The organism is Pseudomonas sp. TH32 (assembly GCF_016650855.1).
Taxonomy (GTDB): Bacteria; Pseudomonadota; Gammaproteobacteria; order Pseudomonadales; family Pseudomonadaceae; genus Aquipseudomonas.
Genome location: NZ_JAEKFA010000002.1, coordinates 231,870 through 258,422, shown reverse-complemented (window position 1 = coordinate 258,422; position 26,553 = coordinate 231,870). Strand labels below are relative to the sequence as shown.

General features: G+C 61.9%; 19 protein-coding genes. 11 read left to right on the top strand and 8 right to left on the bottom strand.

The annotated features are described in order from the left end of the window. Positions 1-7: 7 nt before the first annotated feature. A complete protein-coding gene (gene guaD, locus JFV30_RS04880; RefSeq protein WP_169387406.1) occupies positions 8-1,312 on the top strand; it encodes a guanine deaminase in 1,305 nt (434 codons plus the stop codon). 123 nt (positions 1,313-1,435) lie between these two features. Here guaD and JFV30_RS04875 read toward each other — a convergent pair whose 3' ends face one another. Then, positions 1,436-2,200, bottom strand: coding sequence for a GntR family transcriptional regulator (locus JFV30_RS04875; RefSeq protein WP_003219095.1), 765 nt, complete (start codon positions 2,198-2,200; stop codon positions 1,436-1,438). Between the two features lie 233 nt (positions 2,201-2,433). Between JFV30_RS04875 and JFV30_RS04870 the strand changes: the two genes are divergently transcribed. Beyond that, positions 2,434-3,624, top strand: a complete 1,191-nt coding sequence (locus tag JFV30_RS04870; protein ID WP_201122187.1) for a benzoate/H(+) symporter BenE family transporter — start codon at positions 2,434-2,436, stop codon at positions 3,622-3,624. Between the two features lie 55 nt (positions 3,625-3,679). Here the strand turns inward: JFV30_RS04870 and JFV30_RS04865 are convergent, their stop codons facing one another. Next, on the bottom strand, positions 3,680-4,024 hold the full coding sequence (locus JFV30_RS04865) for a YggL family protein (RefSeq protein WP_003219101.1): 345 nt from the start codon (positions 4,022-4,024) through the stop codon (positions 3,680-3,682). A gap of 235 nt (positions 4,025-4,259) precedes the next feature. On the opposite strand from JFV30_RS04865, the gene dacB reads away from it, so the two are divergent. Next, positions 4,260-5,720: a D-alanyl-D-alanine carboxypeptidase/D-alanyl-D-alanine endopeptidase gene (gene dacB, locus JFV30_RS04860; protein WP_010176406.1), complete on the top strand. Its 1,461-nt coding sequence runs from the start codon at positions 4,260-4,262 to the stop codon at positions 5,718-5,720. 53 nt (positions 5,721-5,773) lie between these two features. Here dacB and JFV30_RS04855 read toward each other — a convergent pair whose 3' ends face one another. Together JFV30_RS04855 and rlmKL are read right to left on the bottom strand one after the other, a co-directional pair. After that, positions 5,774-8,173 (bottom strand): sensor domain-containing diguanylate cyclase, encoded by a 2,400-nt coding sequence (locus tag JFV30_RS04855; protein WP_201122185.1) that lies wholly within the window; start codon positions 8,171-8,173, stop codon positions 5,774-5,776. 140 nt (positions 8,174-8,313) lie between these two features. Next, entirely contained in the window at positions 8,314-10,578 is a 2,265-nt protein-coding gene (gene rlmKL, locus JFV30_RS04850; protein WP_010176408.1) for a bifunctional 23S rRNA (guanine(2069)-N(7))-methyltransferase RlmK/23S rRNA (guanine(2445)-N(2))-methyltransferase RlmL, read from the bottom strand. 532 nt (positions 10,579-11,110) lie between these two features. Between rlmKL and rmf the strand changes: the two genes are divergently transcribed. Next, positions 11,111-11,326: a ribosome modulation factor gene (rmf, locus tag JFV30_RS04845; protein ID WP_002553055.1), complete on the top strand. Its 216-nt coding sequence runs from the start codon at positions 11,111-11,113 to the stop codon at positions 11,324-11,326. Between the two features lie 121 nt (positions 11,327-11,447). On the opposite strand, the gene JFV30_RS04840 is transcribed toward rmf, so the two are convergent. From JFV30_RS04840 to sctC, 4 genes are all read right to left on the bottom strand, one after another. Next, entirely contained in the window at positions 11,448-12,473 is a 1,026-nt protein-coding gene (locus tag JFV30_RS04840; protein ID WP_169387402.1) for a quinone-dependent dihydroorotate dehydrogenase, read from the bottom strand. A gap of 86 nt (positions 12,474-12,559) precedes the next feature. Further along, entirely contained in the window at positions 12,560-13,021 is a 462-nt protein-coding gene (locus JFV30_RS04835; RefSeq protein WP_010176410.1) for a transglycosylase SLT domain-containing protein, read from the bottom strand. After that, complete coding sequence (locus JFV30_RS04830; RefSeq protein ID WP_201122183.1) at positions 13,018-13,383, bottom strand: winged helix-turn-helix domain-containing protein; 366 nt, start codon at positions 13,381-13,383, stop codon at positions 13,018-13,020. The genes JFV30_RS04835 and JFV30_RS04830 overlap by 4 nt, the downstream gene beginning before the upstream one ends. A gap of 174 nt (positions 13,384-13,557) precedes the next feature. Further along, the gene (gene sctC, locus JFV30_RS04825) at positions 13,558-15,021 is read right to left on the bottom strand and encodes a type III secretion system outer membrane ring subunit SctC (protein ID WP_201122181.1); all 1,464 of its coding nucleotides are present in this window, start codon (positions 15,019-15,021) and stop codon (positions 13,558-13,560) included. Between the two features lie 236 nt (positions 15,022-15,257). On the opposite strand from sctC, the gene JFV30_RS04820 reads away from it, so the two are divergent. From JFV30_RS04820 to JFV30_RS04790, 7 genes are all read left to right on the top strand, one after another. Next, on the top strand, positions 15,258-16,457 hold the full coding sequence (locus JFV30_RS04820) for a CmpA/NrtA family ABC transporter substrate-binding protein (protein WP_201122179.1): 1,200 nt from the start codon (positions 15,258-15,260) through the stop codon (positions 16,455-16,457). 12 nt (positions 16,458-16,469) lie between these two features. Beyond that, complete coding sequence (locus JFV30_RS04815; protein ID WP_010176414.1) at positions 16,470-17,045, top strand: ANTAR domain-containing response regulator; 576 nt, start codon at positions 16,470-16,472, stop codon at positions 17,043-17,045. 912 nt (positions 17,046-17,957) lie between these two features. After that, positions 17,958-19,169 carry a nitrate/nitrite transporter gene (locus JFV30_RS04810; protein WP_010176415.1) on the top strand — a complete coding sequence of 404 codons (1,212 nt, stop codon included), beginning with the start codon at positions 17,958-17,960 and terminating at the stop codon, positions 19,167-19,169. Beyond that, entirely contained in the window at positions 19,169-20,839 is a 1,671-nt protein-coding gene (locus tag JFV30_RS04805) for a bifunctional protein-serine/threonine kinase/phosphatase (protein ID WP_201126125.1), read from the top strand. The genes JFV30_RS04810 and JFV30_RS04805 overlap by 1 nt, the downstream gene beginning before the upstream one ends. Before the next feature lie 232 nt (positions 20,840-21,071). Continuing rightward, positions 21,072-23,525 carry a nitrite reductase large subunit NirB gene (gene nirB, locus JFV30_RS04800; protein WP_010176417.1) on the top strand — a complete coding sequence of 818 codons (2,454 nt, stop codon included), beginning with the start codon at positions 21,072-21,074 and terminating at the stop codon, positions 23,523-23,525. Then, positions 23,522-23,839 (top strand): nitrite reductase small subunit NirD, encoded by a 318-nt coding sequence (gene nirD / locus JFV30_RS04795; protein ID WP_010176418.1) that lies wholly within the window; start codon positions 23,522-23,524, stop codon positions 23,837-23,839. Before nirB ends, nirD begins: the two co-directional genes overlap by 4 nt. After that, positions 23,839-26,547, top strand: coding sequence for a nitrate reductase (locus JFV30_RS04790; RefSeq protein ID WP_201122177.1), 2,709 nt, complete (start codon positions 23,839-23,841; stop codon positions 26,545-26,547). Before nirD ends, JFV30_RS04790 begins: the two co-directional genes overlap by 1 nt. Positions 26,548-26,553 lie beyond the last annotated feature (6 nt).

Sequence of the window (26,553 nt, the reverse complement as noted above, 5' to 3'; positions counted from 1 at the left end):
GACGACCATGCCTTTGACACGAAAAGCCTACCGTGCCGCCATCTTGCACAGCATCGCCGACCCTGCCGAGGTAGGAATCGAAGCCTCCTACGAGTATTTCGAAGACGGCCTGCTGGTGATCGACAACGGCCAGATCAGCGCCCTGGGCCACGCCAGCGAATTACTCCCCAGCCTGCCCGCCGACATCGAGGTCACCCATTATCAGGACGCGCTGATCACCCCCGGCCTGATCGACACCCACATTCACCTGCCGCAAACCGGCATGGTCGGCGCCTATGGCGAGCAGTTGCTGGACTGGCTCAACACCTACACCTTCCCGTGTGAAAGCCAGTTCGCCGACAAGGCCCACGCCGAAGAAGTCGCGGGGATTTTCATCAAGGAACTGCTGCGCAACGGCACCACCACCGCGCTGGTATTCGGCAGCGTGCACCCGCAGTCCGTGAACTCGTTTTTTGAAGCCGCCGAGAAGCTCGACCTGCGGATGATCGCCGGCAAAGTGATGATGGACCGCAACGCGCCGGACTATCTGACCGACACCGCGGAATCCGGCTACGCAGAAAGCAAGGCACTGATCGAGCGCTGGCATGGCAAGGGCCGTTTGCACTACGCGGTGACGCCACGTTTCGCACCGACCAGTACGCCCGAACAACTGACCCTTGCCGGGCAGTTGCTGGGGGAATACCCGGACCTGTACATGCAGACCCACATCAGTGAAAACCTGCAGGAAGTGGAATGGGTGAAGGAACTGTTCCCGGAGCGCAGCGGCTACCTGGACGTGTACGACCATTACAAACTGCTGGGCGAGCGCTCGGTGTTCGCCCACGGCGTGCACCTGTGTGACGACGAATGCGCACGGCTGGCGGAAGCGGGTTCGGCAGTCGCGTTCTGCCCGACGTCGAACTTCTTCCTGGGCAGCGGGTTGTTCAACCTGCCGATGGCCGAGAAGCACAAGCTGAATGTCGGCCTGGGTACGGATGTCGGTGGCGGCACCAGCTTCTCGCTGCTGCAAACCCTGAACGAAGCGTACAAGGTGATGCAGTTGCAAGGCGCGCGGTTGAGCCCGTTCAAGTCGCTGTACCTGGCCACCTTGGGCGGTGCGCGGGCGCTGCGGCTGGAAGACAAGATCGGCACGCTGCAACCGGGCACTGACGCAGACTTTTTGGTGCTGGATTACAACGCCACGCCACTGCTCAGCTATCGCCTGAAGCAGGCCAATAACATCGCCGAGACGCTGTTTGTACTGATGACGCTGGGGGATGACCGGGCGGTGTTGCAGACGTATGCGGCGGGGCAGCTCGTGCATCAACGCTGATTCAGCAAACACCTCAAAACAAATGTGGGAGCTGGCTTGCCTGCGATGCAGACACCTCGGTGTATCAGTGATACCGAGGTGATGCTATCGCAGGCAAGCCAGCTCCCACATTTTTGATGGGGTTTACAGTTTTACAGACGAACGCCCCGGCTTCTTGGTCTGCAACAAATGCGAGAACACCGCATGCAGGTCATCCGACGCACTTTCCTCGTCGAGGTTGAGTTTGCTGTCGATGTGATCCATGTGGTGCATCATCAGGTTCACGGCCAGATCCGCATCCCGGGCTTCGATCGCGTCGATCAACTGGGTGTGCTCATCGTAGGAACAGTGCGAGCGGTTGCCGCTTTCGTACTGGGCGATGATCAACGAAGTCTGGGACACCAGGCTGCGCTGGAAGCTGATCAGGGGCGCGTTCTTCGCCGCTTCGGCCAGTTTCAGGTGGAACTCGCCGGAAAGCCGGATACCCGCGCCGCGATCGCCACGGGAAAAGCTGTCGCGCTCGTCGTTGACCATCTGCCGCAACTCGGCCAGTTGCTCGGCCGTGGCATGCTGCACCGCCAACTCAGTGATCGCACGCTCCACCAGGCGACGGGCGAGGAACACCTGGCGGGCTTCCTCGACACTCGGGCTGGCCACTACCGCGCCGCGATTGGGCCGCAGCAGTACCACGCCTTCATGGGCCAGGCGCGACAGCGCGCGGCGAATGATGGTGCGGCTCACGCCAAAGATTTCGCCCAGCGCTTCTTCACTCAATTTGGTACCGGGCGCCAGGCGTTGTTCGAGGATCGCCTCGAAGATATGCGCGTAGACGATATCGTCCTGGGTTCCACTGCGACCGGCCTTACCGGCTCGCGGTTGTTTCTTGAGGGGCTGCAACTGTTCGTTCATGGGCACTCGGGTCGGGAGAACGGCGGCGAATTGACGTTGACTGTAATACGGCACAGAGGGTCGCTGGCAAGTATCGCGTAAAATCAGCGCACATTGTACACAACCCAGTGCGCCAACACACTGTACGGCTGTTTGCGGCGCCGGCTGTATTGCAATGAATCGTTACGTTTGAGTTTAGGCTTGATTCTGCATTCGCTCCTACAAAAAGCCCCAGGCATAAGGAACACCGCCCCATGTCCGACGCCCCCCAAGCGCGATTACGTCCACTGGCCGACACTTCGCCTTCGGCCATCGTCGCCGGTTTCATTGCCATGATGACCGGCTACACCAGCTCCCTGGTGCTGATGTTTCAAGCCGGCCAAGCCGCCGGCCTGACCACGGCGCAGATTTCCTCGTGGATCTGGGCGATCTCCATCGGCATGGCGGTGTGCAGCATCGGCCTGTCCTTGCGCTACCGCGCGCCGATCACCATTGCCTGGTCGACCCCCGGCGCGGCGCTGTTGATCACCAGCCTGGGCGGCGTGAGTTACGGCGAAGCCATCGGCGCCTACATCACCTGTGCGGTGCTGGTGACGATCTGCGGGCTCACCGGCAGCTTCGAAAAACTCGTCAAGCGCATCCCGGCTTCCCTGGCGGCGGCCTTGCTGGCGGGGATTCTGTTCAAGATCGGCAGCGAGATTTTCGTCGCCGCGCAGCACCGTACCGGGCTGGTACTGGGGATGTTCTTCACTTACCTGGTCATCAAGCGTCTGTCGCCGCGTTATGCGGTGCTCGCCGCGCTGCTGATCGGCACCGCGTTGTCCGGGCTGATGGGGTTGCTGGACTTCAGCGGTTTCCACCTGGAAGTGGCGACGCCGGTGTGGACCACGCCGCACTTCTCCCTGGCAGCGACCATCAGCATCGGCATCCCGCTGTTCGTGGTGGCCATGACCTCGCAAAACATGCCGGGAGTCGCGGTGCTGCGGGCCGATGGCTATAACGTGCCCGCCTCGCCCCTGATCACCACTACCGGCCTGGCCTCGCTGGTGCTTGCGCCGTTTGGCTCCCATGGCATCAACCTCGCGGCCATCAGCGCGGCGATCTGCACCGGGCCCCACGCCCATGAAGACCGCAACAAGCGCTATACCGCTGCGGTCTGGTGCGGGATTTTCTACGGGATTGCCGGGGTGTTCGGCGCAACGCTGGCCGCGCTGTTCGCCGCCCTGCCCAAGGAACTGGTGCTGTCAATTGCGGCACTGGCGCTGTTTGGCTCGATCATCAATGGCCTGAGCATCGCCATGAATGAGCCGAAGGAGCGGGAAGCCGCGCTGATCACCTTTATGGTCACAGCGTCAGGGCTGACGTTGTTTTCCATCGGTTCGGCGTTCTGGGGGATTGTGGCGGGGGTGTTGACGCTGGTGATTCTGAACTGGCGCAAGGCCTGAGTTTTTAAGACCCGGAAACGAAAAAGCGACCCGGGCGGGTCGCTTTTTCATGACATCAGACTGCCGGATTGATCGGCTTTTCTGGATGCCAAGCGTCCAACAGGGCGCTGACTTCAACGCGGGTCAGCTCTGGACGAGCCTTCAGCCACGCTTCAACAGCGGCACGCTGCTCTTCGTTGACCGAACCACGGGTGGCTTTGCAAACCAGACCGAAGTCATCACCGCCGACGTAGTCCAGGCCGTTGCCGTCCATCGCTTCGGTCAGGAATGCTTCGAGGAAAGCGTCAACCGCTTCATCGTCCAAACCTTCTTTGAAGTCCAGGTTCAGTTCGAAACCCAGCTCTTGAAATTCATCAACGCACAGTTTTTTGCGCAGACGCCGGGAACGGTTAGTCGCCATTGGAACAATCCTCTTAAGTAATAACGGGCCGCACTTTAGCAGTTTAAGCCGGCCTTTGCCCGATTCTCTGGGACGGGCGGCAGAGTGCCCGTAAAAAAAACCGCGAATAGCAGCTATCGTTCAGCCACAAGTGCAACGGCCTTGGGGCATAATGCCGACACTTTCATGACCATTGAGGGATTTTTCGTACATACCCCTCGCCTTTTTACCCCTCAGCAGTAGGGTTTTAATTCTTATGATCAAATCTTTGCGTCCATTGTTGCTGGCCGGTTTTCTGCTCCCCCTGGCCTTTTCCGTTACCGCCGCCCCGATCAACACTTCCCTGCCGCCCAAGGTCCAGGAAGCCCTCCAGAAAGCCAAGTTGCAAAACAACGCCTTGTCCCTGGTGATGATTCCCCTCAATGGCCCGGGCACGCCTACCGTGTTCAATGCCGATGTATCGGTCAACCCGGCCTCGACCATGAAGCTGGTCACCACCTACGCGGCCCTGGAAATGCTCGGCCCCAACCATCAGTGGAAAACCGAGTTCTACACCGACGGCACCCTGAGCGGCGGCATCCTCAACGGCAACCTGTACCTCAAGGGCGGCGGCGACCCCAAGCTGAACATGGAAAAACTCTGGCTGCTGATGCGCGACCTGCGGGCCAATGGCGTGCAGCAAGTGACCGGCGACCTGGTACTGGACCGCGGCTTCTTCATCCCGCCGCAACTGCCGGAGTTCAATGACGACGGCAACGACGAGAACAAGCCGTTCCTGGTCAAGCCCGATGCCCTGATGGTCAACCTCAAGGCCCTGCGCTTCGTCACCCGTAATGACTCGGGCAAAGTGCTGGTCTCGGTGGAGCCGCCGATTGCGAGCATCCGCATCGACAACCAGGTCAAGGTTTCCAACGCCAAACAATGCACGGGCGATGTGCGCTACAGCCCGATGACCGCCGCCGATGGCAGCGTCACCGTGACCGTCAGCGGCCAGTTGGCGGATGGCTGCAGCTCGCAGACCTATCTGTCGTTGCTGGACCACGCCACCTACACCGCCGGTGCTGTTCGGGCGATCTGGAAGGAACTGGGCGGCAGCATCCAGGGCCGCGATATCCAGGCGCCGGTACCAAAGAACGCCAAAGTGCTGGCCCGGGCGTTCTCGCCGGACCTGGCAGAGATCATCCGCGACATCAACAAATACAGTAACAACACCATGGCCCAGCAGCTGTTCCTGAGCCTGGGCGCGCAGTTCCGCACCGATGCCGACGGCGATGACGCCAAGGCAGCCCAACGCGTGGTGCGCCAGTGGCTGGCGAAAAAAGGCATCACCGCGCCGCACCTCGTGATGGAGAACGGCTCCGGCCTGTCCCGTGCCGAACGGGTCAGCGCCCGTGAGATGGCGACCATGCTGCAAGCGGCGTGGAGAAGCCCGTACGCGGCGGAATACATCAGCTCGCTGCCGATTGCCGGCACCGACGGCACCATGCGCAAACGCCTGAAGACCACCGCCATGCGCGGTGAAGCCCACGTCAAGACCGGTACCCTGAACACCGTGCGGGCGATCGCCGGGTTCAGTCGCGACAACAATGGCAATACCTGGGCGGTGGTGGCGATTCTCAACGATCCTAAACCGTGGGGCGCGTCTTCGGTGCTGGACCAGGTGCTGCTGGACCTGTACCGCCAGCCGAAGCTGGCGACGGCTGCGCCGGTCCTCTAGCGCTTTCAATGCAGCTCAATGTGGTGAGGGGGCTTGTCCCCTCACCACAACGTTCAAGCCGGCAACCGTTCTGCCTCCACCCTATCCCTGCCCGCCTGCTTCGCCGCATACACCCCCGAATCCGCCCGCAGCAACAAGCCGTCAACGCCCTCCTCGACGCGCCAACTGGCCACCCCGAAGCTCGCCGTCACCGTCCCCACACCGTCCATCGGCGTGCTGCGCAACGCTTGCCACAACTCCAGGGCAACACCGTAGGCCTGGCTGCCATCGGTATTGGGGCACAACACTACAAACTCCTCGCCCCCCAGCCGGCAAAACACATCCGTGCGCCGCAACCGCTGGCTGATGCGCCGGCACAATTGCTTGAGCACCTCATCGCCCGCCGCGTGGCCGTGCTGGTCGTTGATGCGCTTGAAGTGGTCGATGTCGAGCATGATCACCGACAATGCCCCCGAGGCGCGCTTGACCCGGGTCATCTCGGCCTTCAATCGGTCCTGGAAATAACGCCGGTTGTGAATCCCCGTCAACGAATCGGTAATCGACAACGCCCGCAGCTCTTCCTCGACCCGCTTGAGGTCGGAAATGTCCGACACATAGCCATGCCATAACGTACCGCCGCCGGGCAATTCTTCCGGCGTCGCTTCGCCGCGAATCCAGCGCAGACCGCGCTGGGGCAGCAGCACCCGGTACTCTTCACGCCAATGGCTCAGTTGCAAGGTAGACAGCCGAATGGACTCGCGTACCCGTTCAACGTCCTGAGGATGAATCCGCTCGAACACCTTGCTCGCATCCTGCTGCAACAGCGCCGGCTCGATTTCGTAGATATCGCGAATGCCGTCGCTGGCATAAATGAAACGCGAGACATCGTTCGGCTCCAGAATGAACTGGAAAATGCCGCCGGGCACATGGGCACTGAGTTTCTTCAGCAACCGATCCCGCGCGGCCAGTGCCTCATAGGCGCGCTTCTGCTCGGTGACATCCAGGCAGATCGCCAGGTGCCCGACCCACAGGCCGTGCTCATCCAGCAACACAGTGGCGAGCATGTTCACCGTCAGTTGGCTGCCCCCCTTGCGCACCAGCGTCCACTCGCGGGCTTCGTGAACGGTATCGGCGCTGTCCACCAGCATCGCCTGGCCGGGCGGTATGCGCTTGCCCAGCGCTGCGCTCAACTGCACAGCGCGGGCTTCCAGCTCGGGCGCCAGGTGCAGGCTTTCGAGGGTCAGGTGGCCGAGTACCTCGTCCGCCTCAAAGCCCAGCATCTGCTCGGCGCCGGCGTTGAAAGTAGTGATCACGCCGCGCAGGTCAGTGGCAATGATCGCCACCTGGGTCGCCGCATTGAGCACGCTGCGCAACTGGCCATGTGTGCCCCGCAGCTCCTGTTCACGTTGACGCAACTGGGCCGTGCGCTGCTCCACCAGTTTCAAGGCGCGCTGGCGCTGACTGACCAACACATAGAGCAACGCACTGAGCAACAGGCTCAGCAGGCTGCCCATGACCAGGATACTGATCAACGAAGAATGATTGCCCTGCTGGAACACCTGGCTGGGGCGCAGGCTCAAGGCGTAGATGTGGTCACCCAGGGTCAGCCGGCGCGCGGCTACCAGGTCGCTGTCTGCCAGGGCATTGCTGGATTCGTACAGCACTCGTTTTTCTGCGTCGGAGGTGTCGACGATTTGTATCACCAGGTTGTCCCGGTCAGCCTTGGGCAAACCATCGGCCACCAGTTGGCGCATGCTGATCACCGCCATCACGTAGCCGTAAGGTTCGCTGACGGGCACTTGTGTCGTCGGTGCCCGGCTGACCGGCGCCACCAGCAGCACGCCCATGGCGTAGGCCGGCTCCACACCCACCAGTTGCATGGGCTGGGACACGGCCATTTTCCCTGACTGTTGCGCACGCTCCACCGCCGAGCGCCGCAATGGCTGGGCCAGCAGGTCAAACCCCAACGGCGAGCCAAGCAGGCTCTGGGTCTGGCTGTACAGCACCGGCACATACTCATCGCGCTGGCTGGCCGGGGTCAGTTCACCGGCCGTGTTCAATTCGCGAATGGAGAAACTCGCGCGGCGCTCAGCCGTCACCTCTTGCTCAAACGCACTGCGTTGGTCACGCAACACCCGGGGCGCCCAAGCATAGGCGCGGGTACGCAGCAGCAAAGGCTGCGCGAAACCGTCGAACTCTGCGCGGGAGACTGTATTGGAATTGACGAAGAACCGCCGCAGGCTGCCCAGGCGTTGCTCCTGGTCCTCGAAACGTTCCTGGAGGCGGCTGTAACGCTCGTTGACCAGCAACTGGAAACGCTGGCGCAACTGCTGCTGATAGAGATCGGAGGCGGTCCAGGCGACGATGACCGTCAGTGCGATTCCCGTCAGAAACACCACCACCGCCACCAGCCACGCCGACACCTGCTCACTGATAAAGCCTAGGATTTTCGGGCGGACGGCATGCAGCGGCATAGACAAGACTCGAAACGCCAGCGTGCAGGTGCGTCACTTTGGCCAGGCCTTAAGTTATAGCCACAGGACTGGCGTTTGACCAGCGCAAAAAAGCCGCAAGGCCGGAATAATCCGGGCTTGCGGCTTCAGGCAGGCAGCGATCAGCGAGCGGTGATTTTCCACGCCCGATGGATCTTGGCGTTGCGCGCAAAATCCGGGTCGATGGTCTTGTCACTGATCTCCTCGACGGCATACCGCTCGACGAGGTTGTCTTCCAGCTGGAACTTGCGGAAGTTGTTCGAGAAGTACAACACGCCGCCCGGCGCCAGGCGTGCCATGGCCAGGTCCAGCAACTGCACGTGGTCACGTTGCACGTCGAAGATGCCTTCCATGCGCTTGGAGTTGGAGAAGGTCGGCGGGTCGATGAAGATCATGTCGAACTCATCGCGGCTGGCTTCCAGCCAGGCCATGACATCACCCTGCTCCAGGCGGTTCTTGTCGGAGAAACCGTTGAGGGAGAAGTTGCGGCGGGCCCAGTCCAGGTACGTTTTCGACAGGTCGACGCTGGTGGTGCTGCGCGCGCCACCCTTGGCGGCGTGCACACTGGCAGTGGCGGTGTAGCAATACAGGTTGAGGAAGCGCTTGCCGGCCGCCTCTTTCTGGATGCGCATGCGCATTGGGCGATGGTCGAGGAACAGGCCGGTGTCCAGGTAATCGGTCAGGTTGACCAGCAACTTGACGCCGCCTTCACTGACTTCGGTGAACTTGCCCTGGGCGCTCTGGCGCTCGTACTGCTTGGTGCCGCTCTGGCGTTCGCGACGCTTGACCACCACACGGTTCTTGTCGATGCCCAGCGCCTGGGGAATGGCCGCCAGGGCATCGAACATGCGGGCCGAGGCTTTTTCCGGGTCGATGGACTTCGGCGCCACGTATTCCTGGACGTGAACCCAGTCGTGGTACAGATCGATGGCCATGGAGTATTCCGGCATGTCGGCATCGTACACACGGTAGCAATCGACGCCTTCGCGCTTGGCCCACTTGCCCAGCAGCTTCAGGTTCTTTTGCAGGCGGTTGGCAAACATCTGCCCGCCTTCGCTCAAGCGCGCCTGCTCGACCACAGGGGCCGGGGCGGGTTTGATCGGGTTACCGTTCTTGTTGTACTGACGCTCTTGCGGCTCGGTCGGCGCCTGATCGTAGGCGGCCTGCTCGCGTTCGGCCTGGCGCTGCTCCGGGGTGCGACGCTCGCCGGTGACGAACTGGTCCGGGGTGACCTTGATCAGCAACAACTTGCACGGCAAGGCGCCGTTCCAGAACGAATACTGTTTGTGGCTGCGGATGCCCATGCGCTTGCCCAGGTCCGGGGCACCGGTGAACACCGCCGCTTCCCAGCCCAGGCACGCCTGGCGCAGACGCTCGCCGAGGTTCTGGTAGAGGTACAACAGGCTGGCTTCATCACCCAGACGCTCGCCGTACGGCGGGTTGCAGATCACCAGGCCTTTCTGGTTCTGGTCCGGACGCGGCTCGAAGGTGCCGACTTCGCCCTGGTAGATCTTGATCCAGTGGCTGAGGCCTGCGCGTTCGATGTTGTTACGGGCCGGCTGGATCAGGCGAGGGTCCGCTTCGTAACCACGGATCCACAGCGGTGGCTTGGCCATGCCGATAGCGGCGCGTTCGCTGGCCTCTGTATGCAGTTTCTTCCACAGCGCCGGAACGTGGCCGAGCCAGGCGGTGAAGCCCCACAGCTCGCGGTTCAGGTTGGGCGCCATGTCGGCGGCGATCATCGCGCCTTCCACCAGGAAGGTACCGACGCCGCACATCGGGTCGCTCAGCGCGCCGCCTTCGGCAGCAATACGCGGCCAGCCGGAACGAATCAGGATCGCCGCCGCGAGGTTTTCTTTCAACGGCGCAGCGCCCTGCTGCAGGCGATAACCGCGCTGGTGCAGGCTGTGGCCGGACAGGTCGAGGGACAGGATCGCTTCGCCACGGTCCAGGCGCAGATGAATGCGCAGGTCCGGGTTGATCTTGTCGATGGACGGACGTTCGCCGGTCGGGGTGCGCAGCTTGTCGACAATCGCATCCTTGACCTTCAGCGCGCCGAAGTGGGTGTTGTCGATGCCCGAGCCATGGCCGCTGAATTCAACGGCCAGGGTGCCGTCGGCGAGCATGTGGTCTTCCCACTCGATGTCCAGCACGCCGTGGTAGAGGTCTTCGGCGTCCTTCATCGGGAAGCGCTTGAGCACCAGCAACACGCGGTTGGCCAGGCGCGACCAGAGGCACAGGCGGTAGGCGGTCTCCATGTCGGCCATGCCGCGCACGGCCGAGGTGTGCTCGCGGGCTTCCTCAAGGCCAAGCCCGACGGCTTCCTCGATCAGCAGGCCTTCGAGGCCCTTGGGGCAAGTGAGGAAGAGTTCAAAACGGTCCGACATGGGGCATTCCAGGCTTTTCAGCAATAAGTGAACGGGCGACGCATCGCGCGTTCGGTTTTCAATCAAGCGCTTTTCTTGAAGAGCGCTCGTGTGGCACGAATGTGCCGTTCCACCCCGGCTACAGGCCTTACGGGCCTTTATTGACGGGGCAGTTCATGTATTGGGTGCAACAAAAAGAAATATTCCGACCCTTCGTCGAATAATAACCGACTGCAACAGACGGGCATTCTCACCAAAGGATTAAACCCATCCTCTTTGAAGGGCACATCATAGCTGGGTTTGCCCAACAAAAGGGGCGAAAAGCCATCCCAGCTTATGGCTATAGCATCATTATCGTTACGTGCTTATGACAAAACGATCATTGAATCCATGTGACCTATTGGTTAGAACTCAACACAGGTTGGCGCCGTAACGACGCCGACACATTGGCTCGCCACGCCGGCAGCGAGCCCACCAACGGCAGAAAAACTCTGCCCGGCCTCGGACGAGGCCGAAGGATATCAAGACAGTCAACAAGTGAGGGAAACACCCTATGAGAAGACTTAAGCGTGATCCGTTGGAAAGAGCATTTTTACGCGGATATCAATATGGCGTTCATGGCAAATCCCGTGAGCTTTGCCCATTTACTCTACCGTCGGTACGCCAAGCCTGGATCAACGGCTGGCGAGAAGGACGCGGCGACAACTGGGACGGTATGACTGGCACTGCGGGAATCCACAGACTCAACGAACTTCACGCCGTCGGCTAATCAAGGGCATTTAATTCCGACACCACCACGAATACGCAACACCTTAACCATGCACGCCCTATCCGGGCGGCGGGCTTCGGCCCAGGGGCTCCTTCAAGGAGCCCTTTTTAATGGGCGGCGATTAACCTCTTGGCAGTGCGGCGATTGCATCCACAGACTGGCGAATCAACGCCGGGCCCTTGTAGATAAAGCCGGAATACAGCTGCACCAGGCTCGCACCTGCGGCGATTTTCTCGGCCGCGTGCTTGCCCTCGGTGATGCCACCCACCGCAATGATCGGCAAGCGCCCGCCCAGCTCGGCCGCCAGCACCTTGACGATGTGGGTGCTCTGGTCGCGTACCGGCGCACCGGACAAGCCGCCCGCCTCGTCACCAAAGGCCAGGCCTTCGACACCGACGCGGCTCAGGGTGGTGTTGGTGGCGATCACCGCATCCATGCCCGAGTCCACCAGGGCCTGGGCCACCAGCACGGTTTCTTCATCGCTCATGTCCGGGGCAATCTTGATCGCCAACGGCACGCGCTTGCCGTGGCGCACAGCCAGGTCTTCCTGGCGCTGGCGCAAGGCTTCGAGCAATTGCTTGAGGGAGTCGCCAAACTGCAGGCTGCGCAGGCCCGGGGTGTTCGGGGAGCTGACGTTGACCGTGACGTAGCTGGCGTGGGCGTAGACCTTGTCCAGGCAAATCAGGTAGTCATCCACGGCACGTTCTACCGGCGTGTCGAAGTTCTTGCCGATGTTGATCCCCAGGATGCCCTTGTACTTCGCCGCCTGGACCCGCGACAGCAAGTTGTCCACACCCAGGTTGTTGAAGCCCATGCGATTGATGATCGCCTCGGCTTCCGGCAGGCGGAAGATCCGCGGCTTGGGATTGCCCGGTTGCGGCCGAGGGGTCACCGTGCCGATTTCGACAAAGCCAAAACCCAACTGCGCAAAACCGTCGATGGCTGCACCGTTCTTGTCCAGGCCAGCCGCCAGGCCGACCGGGTTGGGGAAATCGAGCCCCATCACCGACACCGGCATTTTCGCCGGCGCCTTGCACACCAGCCCATTGAGCCCCAGGCGGCCACCGGCCCCGATCAAATCCAGGGACAGATCGTGGGAGGTTTCCGGAGAGAGTTTGAACAACAGCTGGCGGGCCAGGGTATACATGGGCGGGATTGACTCGGATGGCGGCGAAAGGTGGCGGCGATTATAGCCGGGGTGACGGGCTGCATGCGAGGCGTGCCGTCCAATCGTCAGTTGCGGTGCGCCATCAGTTGCTCGTAGCGAACCCAAATCTTTTGCGCATAGCGAAGACGCAGCTCTTCACGCCGGGGCCCGGGGCCGCCCCCCACATTGTAGGAACCGATCGCCGTCCAGTTGTAGCCGAACTGCTTGATAAACTCGGCCAGGATCGAGGCACCGACCTCCACCGATAAACAAGGCTCATCCAGCAAGCGTTGCTCGGTAATGCCTTCCTTGAGCAGGCGCGGCAGGTGAATGCTGTTGATCTGCATCAGCCCGATATCACGGGTGCCGTTGTTGTTGGCGTGGTTCATGGCCTCGGCGCGATAACCCGACTCTACCGCAGCGATGGCCTGCAGCAGCTCCGGCTCGATGCCATATCGGTTGGCGGCCTCTGCCCAGCAATACGCCCGGGCTTCATGGCCAAAGCAGACCGTGAGCAGCAACAGCCCCTTGCGCCAGACGCCTTTCATGCGTGGCCCCGACCGCAGGAGGAACAGACCTGGCTCGCCGCGTTGACCGAACAGGTCACTCGATACCCCTTGCCATACACCGTCTTGATCAGCCCCCTGCCCTCCTTCAAATACTTGCGCAGTGAACAGATGCAACGGGTCAGGGACTCCTCGGTGGCATCGTTATGGGGCCATGCCCGTTCCAGCAACTGGTCCTTGGTCACGAGCACACCGGCCGACGCCAACAACAGGCGCAACACATGCCCCTCCTTGGGCGGCAGTTGAATATCCGAGTCTTCGCCGGTCAGCCTGCCGTCGCTGTGCAATGTCCACCGATCAAAGACCATAGGCGCCGCCATTCCCCCCTCCATCACCCCTGCCATTCACACCTCTGCACCTGACTCCCCCATTTCCGACACGGGCCCTCCTGCAAGGTCGCGACTATAAAAAGCTCACCCGTCGTATAGGAGAGGCAAAGGCCCACAGGCACGGTATTTTTCAGACGGGCTATGTAAGACTTTTCCAGACCGCCAGTCCTGGGTGGACAATCAACGGTGTTATCCCTCGGATACGCGGGTAAATGCCCGCTTCACGCGCTCATGCTGGGAGGGTGTCAACGGCGGTGCCTGCCCCGGTCCGCCACCTGTGTGCGAAGCACCATCTACCGGTGCAACCTGGATGACAAACAGCCGCACGCTATTGGCCATAGGCCCGTAGTAGCGCCCGGCCAAGGCCGCGCCGGTTTCACGCTGAAAATCCCCCACCAGCAACCGCCGGCCCGGAGCCACACGCACCACGGTGCTGATCCCCATGCGTTCCACCGCCGCCGAGCGTTTGTCGCGACTGCCGGCCTTGCCCATCTGACGGCCATCTTCGAGGGTGAGCTGCATCTCGATTTCATTCTCCTCGGCGAAGCGCGGCAGCACACTGACCTGTGTGCCGTAGACCACCGGTTGCCACTCATCACTGTTCTCACCCGGCCGGGGCAGGTAGAACGTCTGGTTGTCGTTGAAAACCGCCGGCACATTCTCCTGGGTCAGAATCACCGGCAACGCCGTGACCTTCGCTCGCCGACGCTGCTCCAGTGCCGTGATCCGTTTCATGAACACATCGTCCTCGACGGGTGCCATTACGCGGGTTGCCGGAGGCTTGTCGGGCCCCTTGTGCAGGACATCGCCCACCTTCTTGAGCTCGTCGCGGTCCACGTCCACCAGCCACAATGAAACCTCAACCGCACGCTTCGGCACGTCCAGTTCCGCCACCAGGTTTTCGATAAAGCTCACTTGCGCAGGCTTGCCCTTGATCAACAAGCTGTTGGTGTCCGGGTACGCCAGCACCGAAATAGTCTTGTCGGCGAGTAATCCGGGTTGCCGTGGGGATGCGCTCTTCTGCTCGACGGCCAGCAGTTTTTCGATCATGGAAGCCATGCCCGGCACCGTGACGGTTTTGTCACCCATGTCGTACTCGCGGTCGGCAACGTGGGTGTTGAGCACCTGCACCACGCCAATCCGCTGCGGCCCCATGCGCAGCTCCGCACGCTGGCGGTCCATCAGCTGTGCCAGGCGCAACACTTGGTCGACGTAGTTCGGCGGCCCGGACACATAGAACACCCGCGCCGCACTCGCACGCAGCGGATAGCGCGCCTCGTCGAGCCCGGAGCGGCGCATGAACCCGCGCAACATATCGACCGAAATATGCCGCAGGGTTACCACCGAGCTTTTCGCCTCGTCGGCGTCATACAGGTAAAGCACCTGGCCGTCGCTGTACCAGATCAAACCGTGCTGCCGGGCAACTGACGCCAGAAGCGTTGGGGCCGAATCGAAATCGAACGTCCCGCTGATGCGCTTGCGGGCCGCCGCCTGACTGACCACGATCGGCTGCCCCAACGGCAAGGACAACGCGGTAAAAAACGTGTGCAGGTTCTCATCACGGGCCTCGTAAGGCTCACCGAGCACCCGGGGACTGCCCAGCACCAACAGCCAGAAAAACACAGTCGCAATACGATGGCGGTTGATGAACATGCCTGCAAAGCCCGGGATCAAGGAGCGGCCATACTGGGAGCCAGGCCGGTTTCAATCCTGACGGGAAGCTGACGGCCTGCCGGGCTTTCCCGGTGCGTGGCATGTGCCTTGCTTTGCCTTGCCTATCGCAGCCCGCGCCAACGGCGGAACGGGTTCAGGACAAAGACGTCGTTACCCCGGGCCTCCTCCGTGCGTGGCCCGACGGAGCGGCGTTTTTTTATGAAAGGTACATACAAATGAATGATCCCCTGGCTTGGGTCAACGGCAGTGATGCTCCGGAAAAGAGCAGCCTCAACCTGGGCTTCATGGCCCTGAGCGATTGCGCCTCAGTGGTAGTCGCCGCCACCCAGGGCTTCGCCCAGCCCTATGGCCTGACGCTGAACCTCAAACGCCAGTCGTCATGGGCCAGCCTGCGGGACAACCTGGTCAGCGGCGAACTGGACGCGGCCCACAGCCTGTATGGCCTGATCTACGCCGTGCACCTGGGCATCGGCGGCGTGGCGCCCACCGACATGGCGGTGCTGATGGGCCTGAACCAGAATGGCCAGAGCATCAACCTGTCCCGTGGCCTGCAACAGTTGGGGGTGACCAGTCCTGAGGCACTGGACCGTCACGTGCACCAAAGCCGAACAAAACTCACCTTCGCCCAGACCTTTCCCACAGGCACCCACGCCATGTGGTTGTATTACTGGCTGGCCAGCCAGGGGATCCATCCGTTGCAGGATGTCGACAGCGTGGTGGTGCCGCCGCCGCAAATGGTTGCTCACCTGCAGGCCGGACGCATCGACGGGTTTTGTGTGGGCGAGCCGTGGTGCGCCAGTGCGGTGAAGCAAAACCAGGGCTTCACCCTGGCCACCACCCAGGCGATCTGGCCGGATCACCCGGAAAAAGTCGTCGGCTGCACCCAGGCGTTTGTCGAGCAGTACCCCAATACCGCCCGGGTGCTGGTGATGGCTATCCTGCAGGCCAGCCGGTTTATCGAAGAAAGCACGGAAAACCGCCGCTCCACCGCGCAATTGCTGAGCGCCCCGCACTACCTCGACGCACCGCTCGACTGCATCGAACCGCGCTTGCTGGGCAACTATGACGACGGCCTCGGCAACCACTGGCAGGATCCCCATGCGCTGCGGTTTTATGGCGACGGCGCGGTCAATCTGCCCTACCTGTCGGATGGTATGTGGTTCATGACCCAATTCCGTCGCTGGGGCCTGCTGCGCGAAGACCCGGATTACCTCGGCGTCGCCCGGCGCGTGCAGCAACTGGATATCTATCGCCAGGCGGCCAGCGCCGTAGGTGTGCCGGCCGGTGGCGAGGCCATGCGCAGCAGCCAGTTGATCGACGGCAAGGTCTGGGACGGTTCGGACCCGGCCGGGTATGCCCGCAGCTTTCGCCTGCATGCCATGACAGATGTTGTCAGCCGCCAAGCCTTGCGCTGACAGGAGGACCTTATGTTGCGAATCCTGTTGATCAACGATACGCCGCGCAAGGTGGGGCGGCTCAAGGCCGCGTTGACCGAGGCCGGGTTTGAAGTAATCGATGAGTCGGGGCTGACGATCGACCTGCCGGCGCGGGTTGAAGCGGTGCGCCCGGATGTGATTTTGATCGATACCGAGTCGCCGGGGCGCGATGTGATGGAGCAGGTGGTGCTGGTGAGCCGGGATCAGCCGCGGCCGATTGTGATGTTTACCGACGAGCATGATCCGGGAGTGATGCGACAGGCGATCAAGGCTGGGGTCAGTGCCTATATTGTCGAGGGGATTCAGGCGCAACGGTTGCAGCCGATCCTGGATGTGGCGATGGCGCGGTTTGAGAGTGACCAGGCGATGCGCGCACAGTTGCAGGCCAGGGATCAGCAGTTGGCGGAGCGTAAGCGGATCGAAACGGCCAAGGGGCTGTTGATGAAAATGAAGGGATGTAATGAGGAAGAGGCCTACACGCTGATGCGGCGTCAGGCGATGAGTCGGCAGCAGAAGCTGATTCAGGTGGCGGAGCAGATTATTGCGATGAGTGAGTTGTTGGGGTGAGGGGTGTATATCCGTTATTTAGGTAACGGCCACTATTGGTTCCGCTCTTACAGCGGCTCACTTTTGAAAAGCGCAAAAGTAAGCAAAACGCTCTTGCCCCACCACTCGGCACCTCGCTCAGGCTCGGTGTGCCCTCACTCCGGCATTACTACGCGGGCCGCCGCGACGGGGCGTCCCTGCCCCGTCGCGGCTAAACCGGCGTCCTGCCGGTTTACCCGCTCCGTACTACCTGCGTTCGGCCAGCGTGGTTTAACGGGGCGCCTAAGATCAAGATCAAAAGCAAAAGCACAGCGGCCTACAGGCCGGCTTGAGTGTGGTGAAGCAACAGCAACGGCAACAGCAAAATCAGAAGCGGGCACGGTCCAAATGTGGGAGCGGGCTTGCTCGCGAATGCGGTGTGTCAGTCACCGAATGCATCAACTGGAAGACTGCATTCGCGAGCAAGCCCGCTCCCACATTTTTGACCGCGTGTGCTCTTGCTTTTGATCTTGATCTTAGGCGCCCCGTTAACCACGATGGCCGGAGTGCGGGCATGCCGAGCCTAAGCGAGGCACCGAGTGGTGGGGCAAAGACCTTTTGGTTACTTTTGGCTGGGCCGGCATTCCGGGCGTTTGCCAAAAGTGACCCGCTGTAAGAGCGGAACCCTAAGCCGCCGTTACCGCAGCAACGGATATGTACACCATCAAAAACAGCCCCCCATCCCTGTTGGCCCACCTCTTGCTAATCAATCCCCACAGGTAGCCAACGGCGGTTGCCCCATCCACGACAAAGACGTCGCACATCCGGTTTGCCCACGCGAACCCGGTGGCGGCGTTTTTTCGTTTTGGCCCCATAGCCCGGGGCCGGTGGGGCGGCCACAGCCGTTCCATCACCAGGCCTTCTCATAAGACCCCTTTACCGCTGAGGTGCGTGATGAAATCAAGCTTCTGGAAATCCGGTCATACCCCGACCCTGTTTGCCGCGTTCCTGTATTTCGACCTGAGCTTCATGGTCTGGTACCTGCTCGGCCCCCTGGCGGTGCAAATCGCCGCCGACCTGCACCTCACCACCCAACAACGCGGCCTGGTGGTGGCCACGCCCATTTTGGCCGGCGCCGTGCTGCGCTTCCTGATGGGCATGCTGGCCGACAAACTCTCGCCCAAGACCGCCGGCCTGATTGGTCAGGTGATTGTCATCTGCGCCCTTTTCGGCGCCTGGAAACTGGGGATCCACAGCTACGAACAAGCCCTGCTGCTGGGCATGTTCCTCGGCATGGCCGGCGCCTCGTTCGCCGTTGCCTTGCCCCTGGCGTCCCAGTGGTACCCCGCCGAGCACCAAGGCAAGGCCATGGGCATCGCCGGCGCCGGCAACTCCGGAACGGTGTTTGCGGCCTTGCTGGCACCGGTGCTCGCCGCCGCGTTTGGCTGGAGCAATGTGTTCGGCTTCGCGCTGATCCCGCTGGTCCTGACTCTGATCGTCTTCGCCTGGCTCGCCCGCAATGCCCCGCAACGGCCCAAGGCCAAATCCATGGCTGACTACTTCAAAGCCCTGGGCGACCGCGACAGCTGGTGGTTCATGTTCTTCTACAGCGTGACCTTCGGCGGCTTTATCGGCCTGGCCAGTGCGCTGCCCGGTTACTTCAACGACCAATACGGCCTGAGCCCGGTGACTGCCGGGTACTACACCGCCGCCTGTGTGTTTGGTGGCAGCCTGATGCGGCCGTTGGGCGGCGCGCTGGCTGACCGTTTTGGCGGGATTCGCACCCTGCTCGGCATGTACGGCGTGGCAGCGATCTGCATCGCGGCGGTGGGTTTCAACCTGCCAAGCTCCTACGCAGCACTGGCGCTTTTCGTGTGCACCATGCTCGGTTTGGGTGCCGGTAACGGTGCAGTCTTCCAGCTGGTGCCCCAGCGTTTTCACCGGGAGATCGGCGTCATGACCGGCCTGATCGGCATGGCCGGCGGTATCGGCGGTTTTGCCCTGGCGGCGGGCATGGGCGCGATCAAGCAAAGCACCGGCAGCTATCAGTTGGCCCTGTGGTTGTTCGCCAGCCTGGGCGTGCTGGCCTGGTTCGGCCTGTATGGCGTTAAACGTCGCTGGAGAACCACTTGGGGCTCGGCAGCGGTGACGGCTGCACGCGTCTGATGACCCTGCAACTGAGCTTCGCCCAGGCCAGCGCCACCGGCCCACGGCAGGAAAACCAGGACGCCGTGCGCCTGGTCACTCCCGCCCCTGAGTTGGCCGCCAGCAAAGGTTATCTGTGTGCCATCGCCGACGGCGTCAGCCAGTGTGCCGATGGCGGACTGGCCGCGCGCTCGACCTTGCAGGCCCTGGCCCTGGACTACTACGCCACGCCGCAAACCTGGGGCGTGGCCCAGGCGCTGGAGCGCTTGCTGGTGGCGCAGAATCGCTGGTTGCAGGCCAACGGCGGCGGCCTTCCACTGCTCACCACCCTCAGCGCCCTGGTGTTTCGCGGGCAGCGTTTCACCCTGGCCCATGTGGGTGATTGCCGGGTGTATCGCTGGCTCGATGGCGAGTTGCATCGCCTCAGCGAAGAGCATGTGTGGGAACAACCGGGCATGCAGCATGTGCTCAAGCGCGCCATGGGCCTGGATCAACACCTGGTGCTGGATTTCCTCGACGGCGAGTTGCGGGCGGGCGAATGTTTTCTGCTGCTCAGCGACGGCGTGTGGGCAACCCTGGGGGATCACGCCATTGGCGCGATCCTGCGGGAACAGTCAAATCTGGACCTGGCCGTGAACACCCTGGTCAGCGCCGCGCACCTGGCGGGCAGCCAGGACAATGCCAGCGCGGTGCTGGTGCGGGTCGACCAACTCGGCGCCGCCACCCTCGGGGATGCACTGGTGCAGTTGCAGCAATGGCCACTGCCGCCACCCCTCAAAATCGGGCAACACTTCGAAGGCTGGCAGGTGGAAGCGCTGCTGGGGCAAAGTCGTCAGTCCCTGCTCTATCGGGTACGCGACGCCCAGCAACAGGCCTGGTTGCTGAAGACCTTGCCGGTCAGCCATGACGACGACGTGTTCGCCGCCCAGGCCCTGCTGTCGGAGGAATGGTTCCTGCGCCGGGTCGCTGGCCGCGCGTTTCCTGAAGTCCATCCGGCCAGCGGCCGTCAGCATTTGTACTACGTGATGCGTGAATACGCCGGGCAAACCCTGGCCGAACTGTTCAAACACCAGGGCCCGTTACCCCTGGCACAGTGGCAATCCCTGGCCGAGCGCCTGTTGCGCGCGGTCGGGCTGCTGCACCGCAGGCAGATCCTGCACCGCGACATCAAGCCGGAAAACCTGCTGCTGGGTGACGATGGCGAATTGCGCGTGCTGGACTTCGGCCTGGCCTACTGCCCCGGGCTCTCCGAGGATCGCGCGCACCTGTTGCCAGGCACGCCGAGCTTTATCGCGCCGGAAGCCTTCAATGGCGAACGCCCTACGCCGCAGCAGGATCTGTATAGCGTCGGCGTGAGCTTGTATTACCTGCTGACCGGGCATTATCCCTACGGCGAAATCGAAGCATTCCAACGCCCCAGGTTCACCACGCCGGTCAGCGCCAGCCGTTACCGCCCCGACCTGCCCGACTGGTTGCAACAGAGCCTGGAACGCGCAGTCGCCGCCCAGCCTGAACAACGTTATGAAACCGCCGAGGAGTGGTTGCGGGTGCTGGAGCAGGCAGACCGACGCGAGTTGAGCATGCGGCCAAAACCGCTGCTGGAACGCGAACCGCTGAAGGTCTGGCAAACCTTGGCCGTGCTGTCGTTGCTGATCAATCTGGTGCTGTTGTACTGGCTGTTGCACCACTAAGAGGCGAAATTTCTCGATATTTGGACGCCAGGCTCAACAAATCAGGCCAAACCGCTACTTGGCACAACCACTGCATTAGCTTTCCCATCAACACACATATAGCCGCGCCTTCAACGTCGAAGGTCGAGCTTCCCGAGAGAACGGGACCAGGACAAAGGCGTCCTCGCTACTTGCGTAGCGGGGACGCCTTTTTTTGTTGCGCACGATTTGTCGAGCCACTGCGGAGAACGACATGAAGAAACTCAAACTGGTGATGATCGGCAACGGCATGGCCGGGGTTCGCACCCTTGAAGAATTGCTCAAGCTGAGCAGCGACCTGTACGACATCACCGTCTTCGGCGCTGAACCCCACACCAATTACAACCGCATCCTGCTGTCGCCGGTGCTGGCCGGTGAGCAGACCTTCGAAGAGATCGTGCTCAATGATTTGAGCTGGTACCTCGATAACAACATCAAGCTGCTGCTCAACCGCAAAGTGGTGCAGATCGACCGGGTCAAACGCAAAGTCATCGCCGAAGACGGCAGCGAGGCCGAATACGACCGCCTGCTGATCGCCACCGGCTCCACGCCGTTTATCCTGCCGATCCCCGGCAATACGTTGCAGGGTGTGATCGGCTACCGCGACATCGCCGACACCCAGGCCATGATCGACACCGCCAAGACCCACAAGCACGCCGTGGTGATCGGCGGCGGCCTGCTGGGCCTGGAGGCCGCCAACGGCCTGATGCTGCGCGGCATGCACGTGACCGTGGTGCATATCGGCGAGTGGCTGTTGGAGCGGCAACTGGACAAGACCAGCGGCCAACTGCTGCAAACCGAACTGGAGAGCCGTGGCCTGGTGTTCCGCCTGCAGGAACAAACCCAGGCGCTGCATGACGCTGGCAACGGTCGCGTCGGCTCGGTGCAATTCAAAAATGGCGACGTGATACCGGCGGACCTGGTGGTAATGGCCGCCGGTATCCGCCCCAACACCGAACTCGCGGAAAAATCCGGCATCCCGTGCAACCGTGGGATTCTGGTCAACGACACCCTGCAAACCTACGACCCGCGCATCTATGCCATCGGCGAATGCGCCAGCCATCGCGGTATCGCCTACGGCCTGGTGGCACCGCTGTTCGAGCAGGCCAAGGTCTGCGCCAATCACCTGGCCCAGCTGGGCTTCGCACGCTACCAGGGCTCGGTGACCTCGACCAAACTGAAAGTCACCGGCATCGACCTGTTCTCCGCCGGCGACTTCATGGGCGGCGAAGGCACCGAGACCATCACCCTTTCCGATCCGATTGGCGGCGTCTACAAGAAGCTGGTGATCAAGGACGACATCCTTGTCGGTGCCTGCCTGTACGGCGACACCGCTGACGGTGGCTGGTATTTCCGACAGATCCGTGAGAACCACGCCATTGGCGAGATCCGCGATCACCTGATGTTTGGCGAAAACGCCATCGGCGATGTAGGCCATCAGGGCCAGGACAAAGCCATGAGCATGGCCGACAGCGCCGAAGTCTGCGGCTGCAACGGCGTGTGCAAGGGCACCATCGTCAAGGCGATTCAAGAACACGGGCTGTTCAGCGTCGACGACGTGAAGAAGCACACCAAGGCCGCCAGTTCCTGCGGCTCCTGCGCCGGGTTGGTGGAACAGATCCTGATCAACACCGTAGGCGGCGCGGCAGACGTCAAACCAAAAAGCGAAAAAGCCATCTGCGGCTGCAGCGACCTCAACCACGGGCAGATTCGCCAGGCCATCCGCGACCAGCACCTGCTGACCATCGCCGGCACCATGAGCTACCTGAACTGGCGCACCCCGAACGGCTGTGCCACTTGCCGCCCGGCACTCAACTATTACCTGATTTCCACCTGGCCCGGCGAGGCAAAAGACGACCCGCAATCGCGCCTGATCAACGAACGGGCCCACGCCAATATTCAGAAAGACGGCACCTACTCGGTCGTCCCGAGGATGTGGGGCGGTGTGACCAATCCCTCGGAGCTGCGGCGCATCGCCGATGTGGCAGACAAGTACAACGTGCCGATGGTCAAGGTCACCGGCGGGCAGCGCATCGACTTGCTGGGCATCAAGAAGCAGGATTTGCCCGGTGTGTGGAAAGACCTCGATATGCCGTCCGGCCATGCCTACGGCAAATCCATCCGCACCGTGAAGACCTGCGTGGGCAGTGAGTTCTGCCGCTTTGGTACGCAAAACTCCACGCAACTGGGAATCGAACTGGAGCACGACCTGTTCAATATGTGGTCGCCCCACAAGGTCAAACTGGCGGTGTCCGGTTGCCCGCGCAACTGCTCGGAAGCCGGGATCAAGGACGTGGGAATTATCGGCGTCGACTCGGGCTGGGAGATGTACATCGGCGGTAACGGCGGGATCAAGACCGAGGTCGCCGAGTTCTTCGTCAAGTTGAAAACCGCCGAAGAAGTGCGCGAATACAACGGCGCTTTCCTACAGCTTTACCGGGAAGAAGCCTTCTACCTGGAGCGCACGGTGCACTACCTGCAACGGGTGGGCATGGAGCACATCAAGAAGGCCGTACTGGAAGACCCGGCGCGGCGCCAGGCACTCAATGAACGCCTGCAATTCTCCCTGTCGTTCGAACAGGACCCGTGGAAAGAACGCCTGGAACAGCCGTTGCTGAAAAAGGAATTCGACACCATCCCCGTCAAACTGCTGGAGGTGCCGGCATGAACTGGCTGGATATCTGCGCCCTCGAAGAAATCAACGCCCTGGGCTCGCGCATCATCACCGGCCCGAAAGGCGACATCGCGATTTTTCGTACCAGTGACGACGAAGTGTTCGCCCTCGACGACCGCTGTCCGCACAAGGGCGGGCCACTGTCCCAAGGGCTGATCTACGGCAAACGCGTGGCCTGCCCGCTGCATAACTGGCAGATCGACCTGGCGTCCGGTGAGGCCCAGGCACCGGACATTGGTTGCGCCCATCATCACCCGGCCCGCGTGGAAAACGGTCGGGTGATGTTGGCGCTGCGGGACGCCGGTTGATGAACCGCCAGACCACCGCTTCGACCTGCTGCTACTGCGGGGTCGGCTGCGGCGTGCTGATCGAACATGACGGCTCGCAGATCTTCGGCGTCAGCGGTGATCCGAGCCACCCGGCCAACTTCGGCAAGCTGTGCAGCAAGGGGTCGAGCTTGCACCTGACCGGCGACCTCGCGGCCCGCGCGTTGTACCCGGAACTGCGGCTGGGCAAAGGCCTGGCGCGCAGCCGCACCGATTGGGACACGGCCCTGGAACACGCGGCGAATGTGTTCGCCGAGACTATCGCTGAACACGGGCCGGACAGCGTGGCGTTCTATATCTCCGGGCAGTTGCTGACCGAGGACTACTACAGCTTCAACAAACTGGCGCGGGCGCTGGTGGGCACCAACAACATCGATAGCAACTCGCGGCTGTGCATGTCTTCAGCGGTGGTCGGCTACAAGCGCAGCCTGGGCGCCGATGCGCCGCCGTGCAGCTATGAGGACCTGGAGTCGAGCGACTGCGTGATGATCGTCGGCAGTAACATGGCCTACGCGCATCCGGTTTTGTTCCGACGCCTGGAAGAAGCAAAAGCCCGTCGGCCACAGATGAAAGTGCTGGTGATTGATCCCCGGCGCACCGACACCTGCGATTTGGCGGACCTGCATCTGGCGATTTTGCCGGGTACAGATGTCGCGTTGTTCCATGGGATCTTGCACTTGTTGCTGTGGGAAGACTGGATCGACCGCGACTTTATCCAGGCCCACACCGACGGCCTGGTCGAGCTCAAACGCCTGGTTCACGACTACACGCCACACATGGTCACGCAGCTGTGCGGCATCAGTGTCGAGCAACTGCGCCTGTGCGCGGAATGGGTCGGCACCTCGGCGAGTTTTCTGTCGTTGTGGTGCATGGGGCTTAACCAGTCCACGGCGGGCAGCGCGAAGAACAGCGCCTTGATTAACCTGCACCTGGCAACCGGCACCATTGGCCGCGCCGGCTGCGGCCCCTTCTCCCTGACCGGTCAGCCGAATGCCATGGGTGGGCGGGAAACCGGCAGTTTGTCGAATTTACTGCCCGGCCATCGCGAGGCGTCCAACCCGGAACATCGGGCAGAAGTGGCCGCGTATTGGGGTGTAGAGCAACTGCCTGCCAGCACCGGGCTGACCGCCATCGAGCTGTTTGAACAGATACAGGCCGGCAAGATCAAGGCCCTGTGGATTGCCTGCACCAACCCTGCCCAATCCCTGCCCGACCAGAACAGCGTGCGCCAGGCCCTGGAGGCGTGTCCGTTCGTGGTGCTGCAGGAAGCTTTTCGTACAACCGAGACGGCGCGTTTCGCCGACCTGTTGTTACCGGCGGCGAGCTGGGGCGAGAAAGAAGGCACGGTCACCAACTCCGAGCGGCGTATTTCCCACGTTCGACGGGCCATTACCCCACCCGGGGAAGCTCGGCCGGACTGGGCAATCACAGTGGATTTTGCCCAGCGCCTGGAGCGACGTCTTTGTCCCGGAAAACCGGGTCTTTTTGCCTTTGAGCAACCGGCGCAGATCTTTGATGAATTCAAACTGCTGACCCGTGGACGCGACCTGGACCTGTCGGGCATCAGTCACGCCCTGCTCGACCGGATCGGCCCGCAGCAATGGCCGTTCCCGGCCAGCGCAGTAAGCGGCACCCCGCGCCTGTATACCGGTGGAATATTTCCTACCGAGACAGGCCGCGCGCACTTTGTGGCCGACCCTTATCGCGCCGCCAAGGAGCAGCGTGACGCGCGCTTCCCGCTGACCCTGATCACCGGACGCCTGCGGGACCAATGGCATGGCATGAGCCGCACCGGCACCGCTGCGCAGCTGTTCGGGCATGTCAGTGAAGCGCTGCTCAGCCTGCACCCGGATGAACTGCGCCGGCATCGCTTGAAGGAAGGTGACCTGATCAGCCTGAAAAGCCGGCGCGGCAGCGTAATTGTGGCCGTCGACAGCGATGACAGCGTACGTCCCGGCCAGGCGTTTCTGCCAATGCACTGGGGCGATCGCTTTCTCAAAGGCGGCGTGAATGCCCTCACCCAGCCGGCGTTCGACCCGCTGTCCAAGCAGCCGGAACTCAAACACAGCGGCGTACGCCTGGAGGCGGTGCAACTGCCCTGGCATTTGTTTGCGCTGATTGAAGGCGATGTGCAGCGACACTTCGAAGCATTGCGCCCGCTGTGTGAGGGTTTTGCCTACGTCAGCCTGAGCCTGACTGGCCGGGAGCGGCCCGCGCTGCTGATTCGTGCAGCACATCACGAGGCGCCCGCCCTTGAACTGCTTAAGCAGATCGACCAATTGCTGGGCCTCAATGACGGCCCGGTCATGGCCTACGACGACCCGCGGCGCTCTATCGGCAAGCGAGTAAAAATCGAAAAAGGTCGCATCACTGCGATCCGCCTGGCCGGCGAAACCCTGGCTCGCCATTGGTTGCAAAGCCTGTGGCTGGAGGGTCGTACCGATGACCCATTACGACGCTGGCTGCTGGCGCCATTGAGTGCGCCACCCGGGGGCGGTTCGACCAGTCACAAGACGTTGTGCAACTGCAAGAACGTCAGCGAAAGCGCGGTCTGCGCCGGCATTGCCCGGGGCCTGGACCTGAATGGGCTGAAACAGGAACTGGGTTGCGGCACGCAATGCGGCTCCTGTGTGCCGGAAATAAAACGGCTGTTGGCGAGTGGCACGCAGCCAATCGCAATCACGGTGTGAGGAAAG

Bases quoted from the DNA above. Each gene is read 5' to 3' on its own strand.
- guaD (WP_169387406.1), top strand. From the start codon at position 8: ATGCCTTTGACACGAAAAGCCTACCGTGCCGCCATCTTGCACAGCATC.
- JFV30_RS04875 (WP_003219095.1), bottom strand. From the start codon at position 2,200: ATGAACGAACAGTTGCAGCCCCTCAAGAAACAACCGCGAGCCGGTAAG.
- JFV30_RS04870 (WP_201122187.1), top strand. From the start codon at position 2,434: ATGTCCGACGCCCCCCAAGCGCGATTACGTCCACTGGCCGACACTTCG.
- JFV30_RS04865 (WP_003219101.1), bottom strand. From the start codon at position 4,024: ATGGCGACTAACCGTTCCCGGCGTCTGCGCAAAAAACTGTGCGTTGAT.
- dacB (WP_010176406.1), top strand. From the start codon at position 4,260: ATGATCAAATCTTTGCGTCCATTGTTGCTGGCCGGTTTTCTGCTCCCC.
- JFV30_RS04855 (WP_201122185.1), bottom strand. From the start codon at position 8,173: ATGCCGCTGCATGCCGTCCGCCCGAAAATCCTAGGCTTTATCAGTGAG.
- rlmKL (WP_010176408.1), bottom strand. From the start codon at position 10,578: ATGTCGGACCGTTTTGAACTCTTCCTCACTTGCCCCAAGGGCCTCGAA.
- rmf (WP_002553055.1), top strand. From the start codon at position 11,111: ATGAGAAGACTTAAGCGTGATCCGTTGGAAAGAGCATTTTTACGCGGA.
- JFV30_RS04840 (WP_169387402.1), bottom strand. From the start codon at position 12,473: ATGTATACCCTGGCCCGCCAGCTGTTGTTCAAACTCTCTCCGGAAACC.
- JFV30_RS04835 (WP_010176410.1), bottom strand. From the start codon at position 13,021: ATGAAAGGCGTCTGGCGCAAGGGGCTGTTGCTGCTCACGGTCTGCTTT.
- JFV30_RS04830 (WP_201122183.1), bottom strand. From the start codon at position 13,383: ATGGCAGGGGTGATGGAGGGGGGAATGGCGGCGCCTATGGTCTTTGAT.
- sctC (WP_201122181.1), bottom strand. From the start codon at position 15,021: ATGTTCATCAACCGCCATCGTATTGCGACTGTGTTTTTCTGGCTGTTG.
- JFV30_RS04820 (WP_201122179.1), top strand. From the start codon at position 15,258: ATGAATGATCCCCTGGCTTGGGTCAACGGCAGTGATGCTCCGGAAAAG.
- JFV30_RS04815 (WP_010176414.1), top strand. From the start codon at position 16,470: ATGTTGCGAATCCTGTTGATCAACGATACGCCGCGCAAGGTGGGGCGG.
- JFV30_RS04810 (WP_010176415.1), top strand. From the start codon at position 17,958: ATGAAATCAAGCTTCTGGAAATCCGGTCATACCCCGACCCTGTTTGCC.
- JFV30_RS04805 (WP_201126125.1), top strand. From the start codon at position 19,169: ATGACCCTGCAACTGAGCTTCGCCCAGGCCAGCGCCACCGGCCCACGG.
- nirB (WP_010176417.1), top strand. From the start codon at position 21,072: ATGAAGAAACTCAAACTGGTGATGATCGGCAACGGCATGGCCGGGGTT.
- nirD (WP_010176418.1), top strand. From the start codon at position 23,522: ATGAACTGGCTGGATATCTGCGCCCTCGAAGAAATCAACGCCCTGGGC.
- JFV30_RS04790 (WP_201122177.1), top strand. From the start codon at position 23,839: ATGAACCGCCAGACCACCGCTTCGACCTGCTGCTACTGCGGGGTCGGC.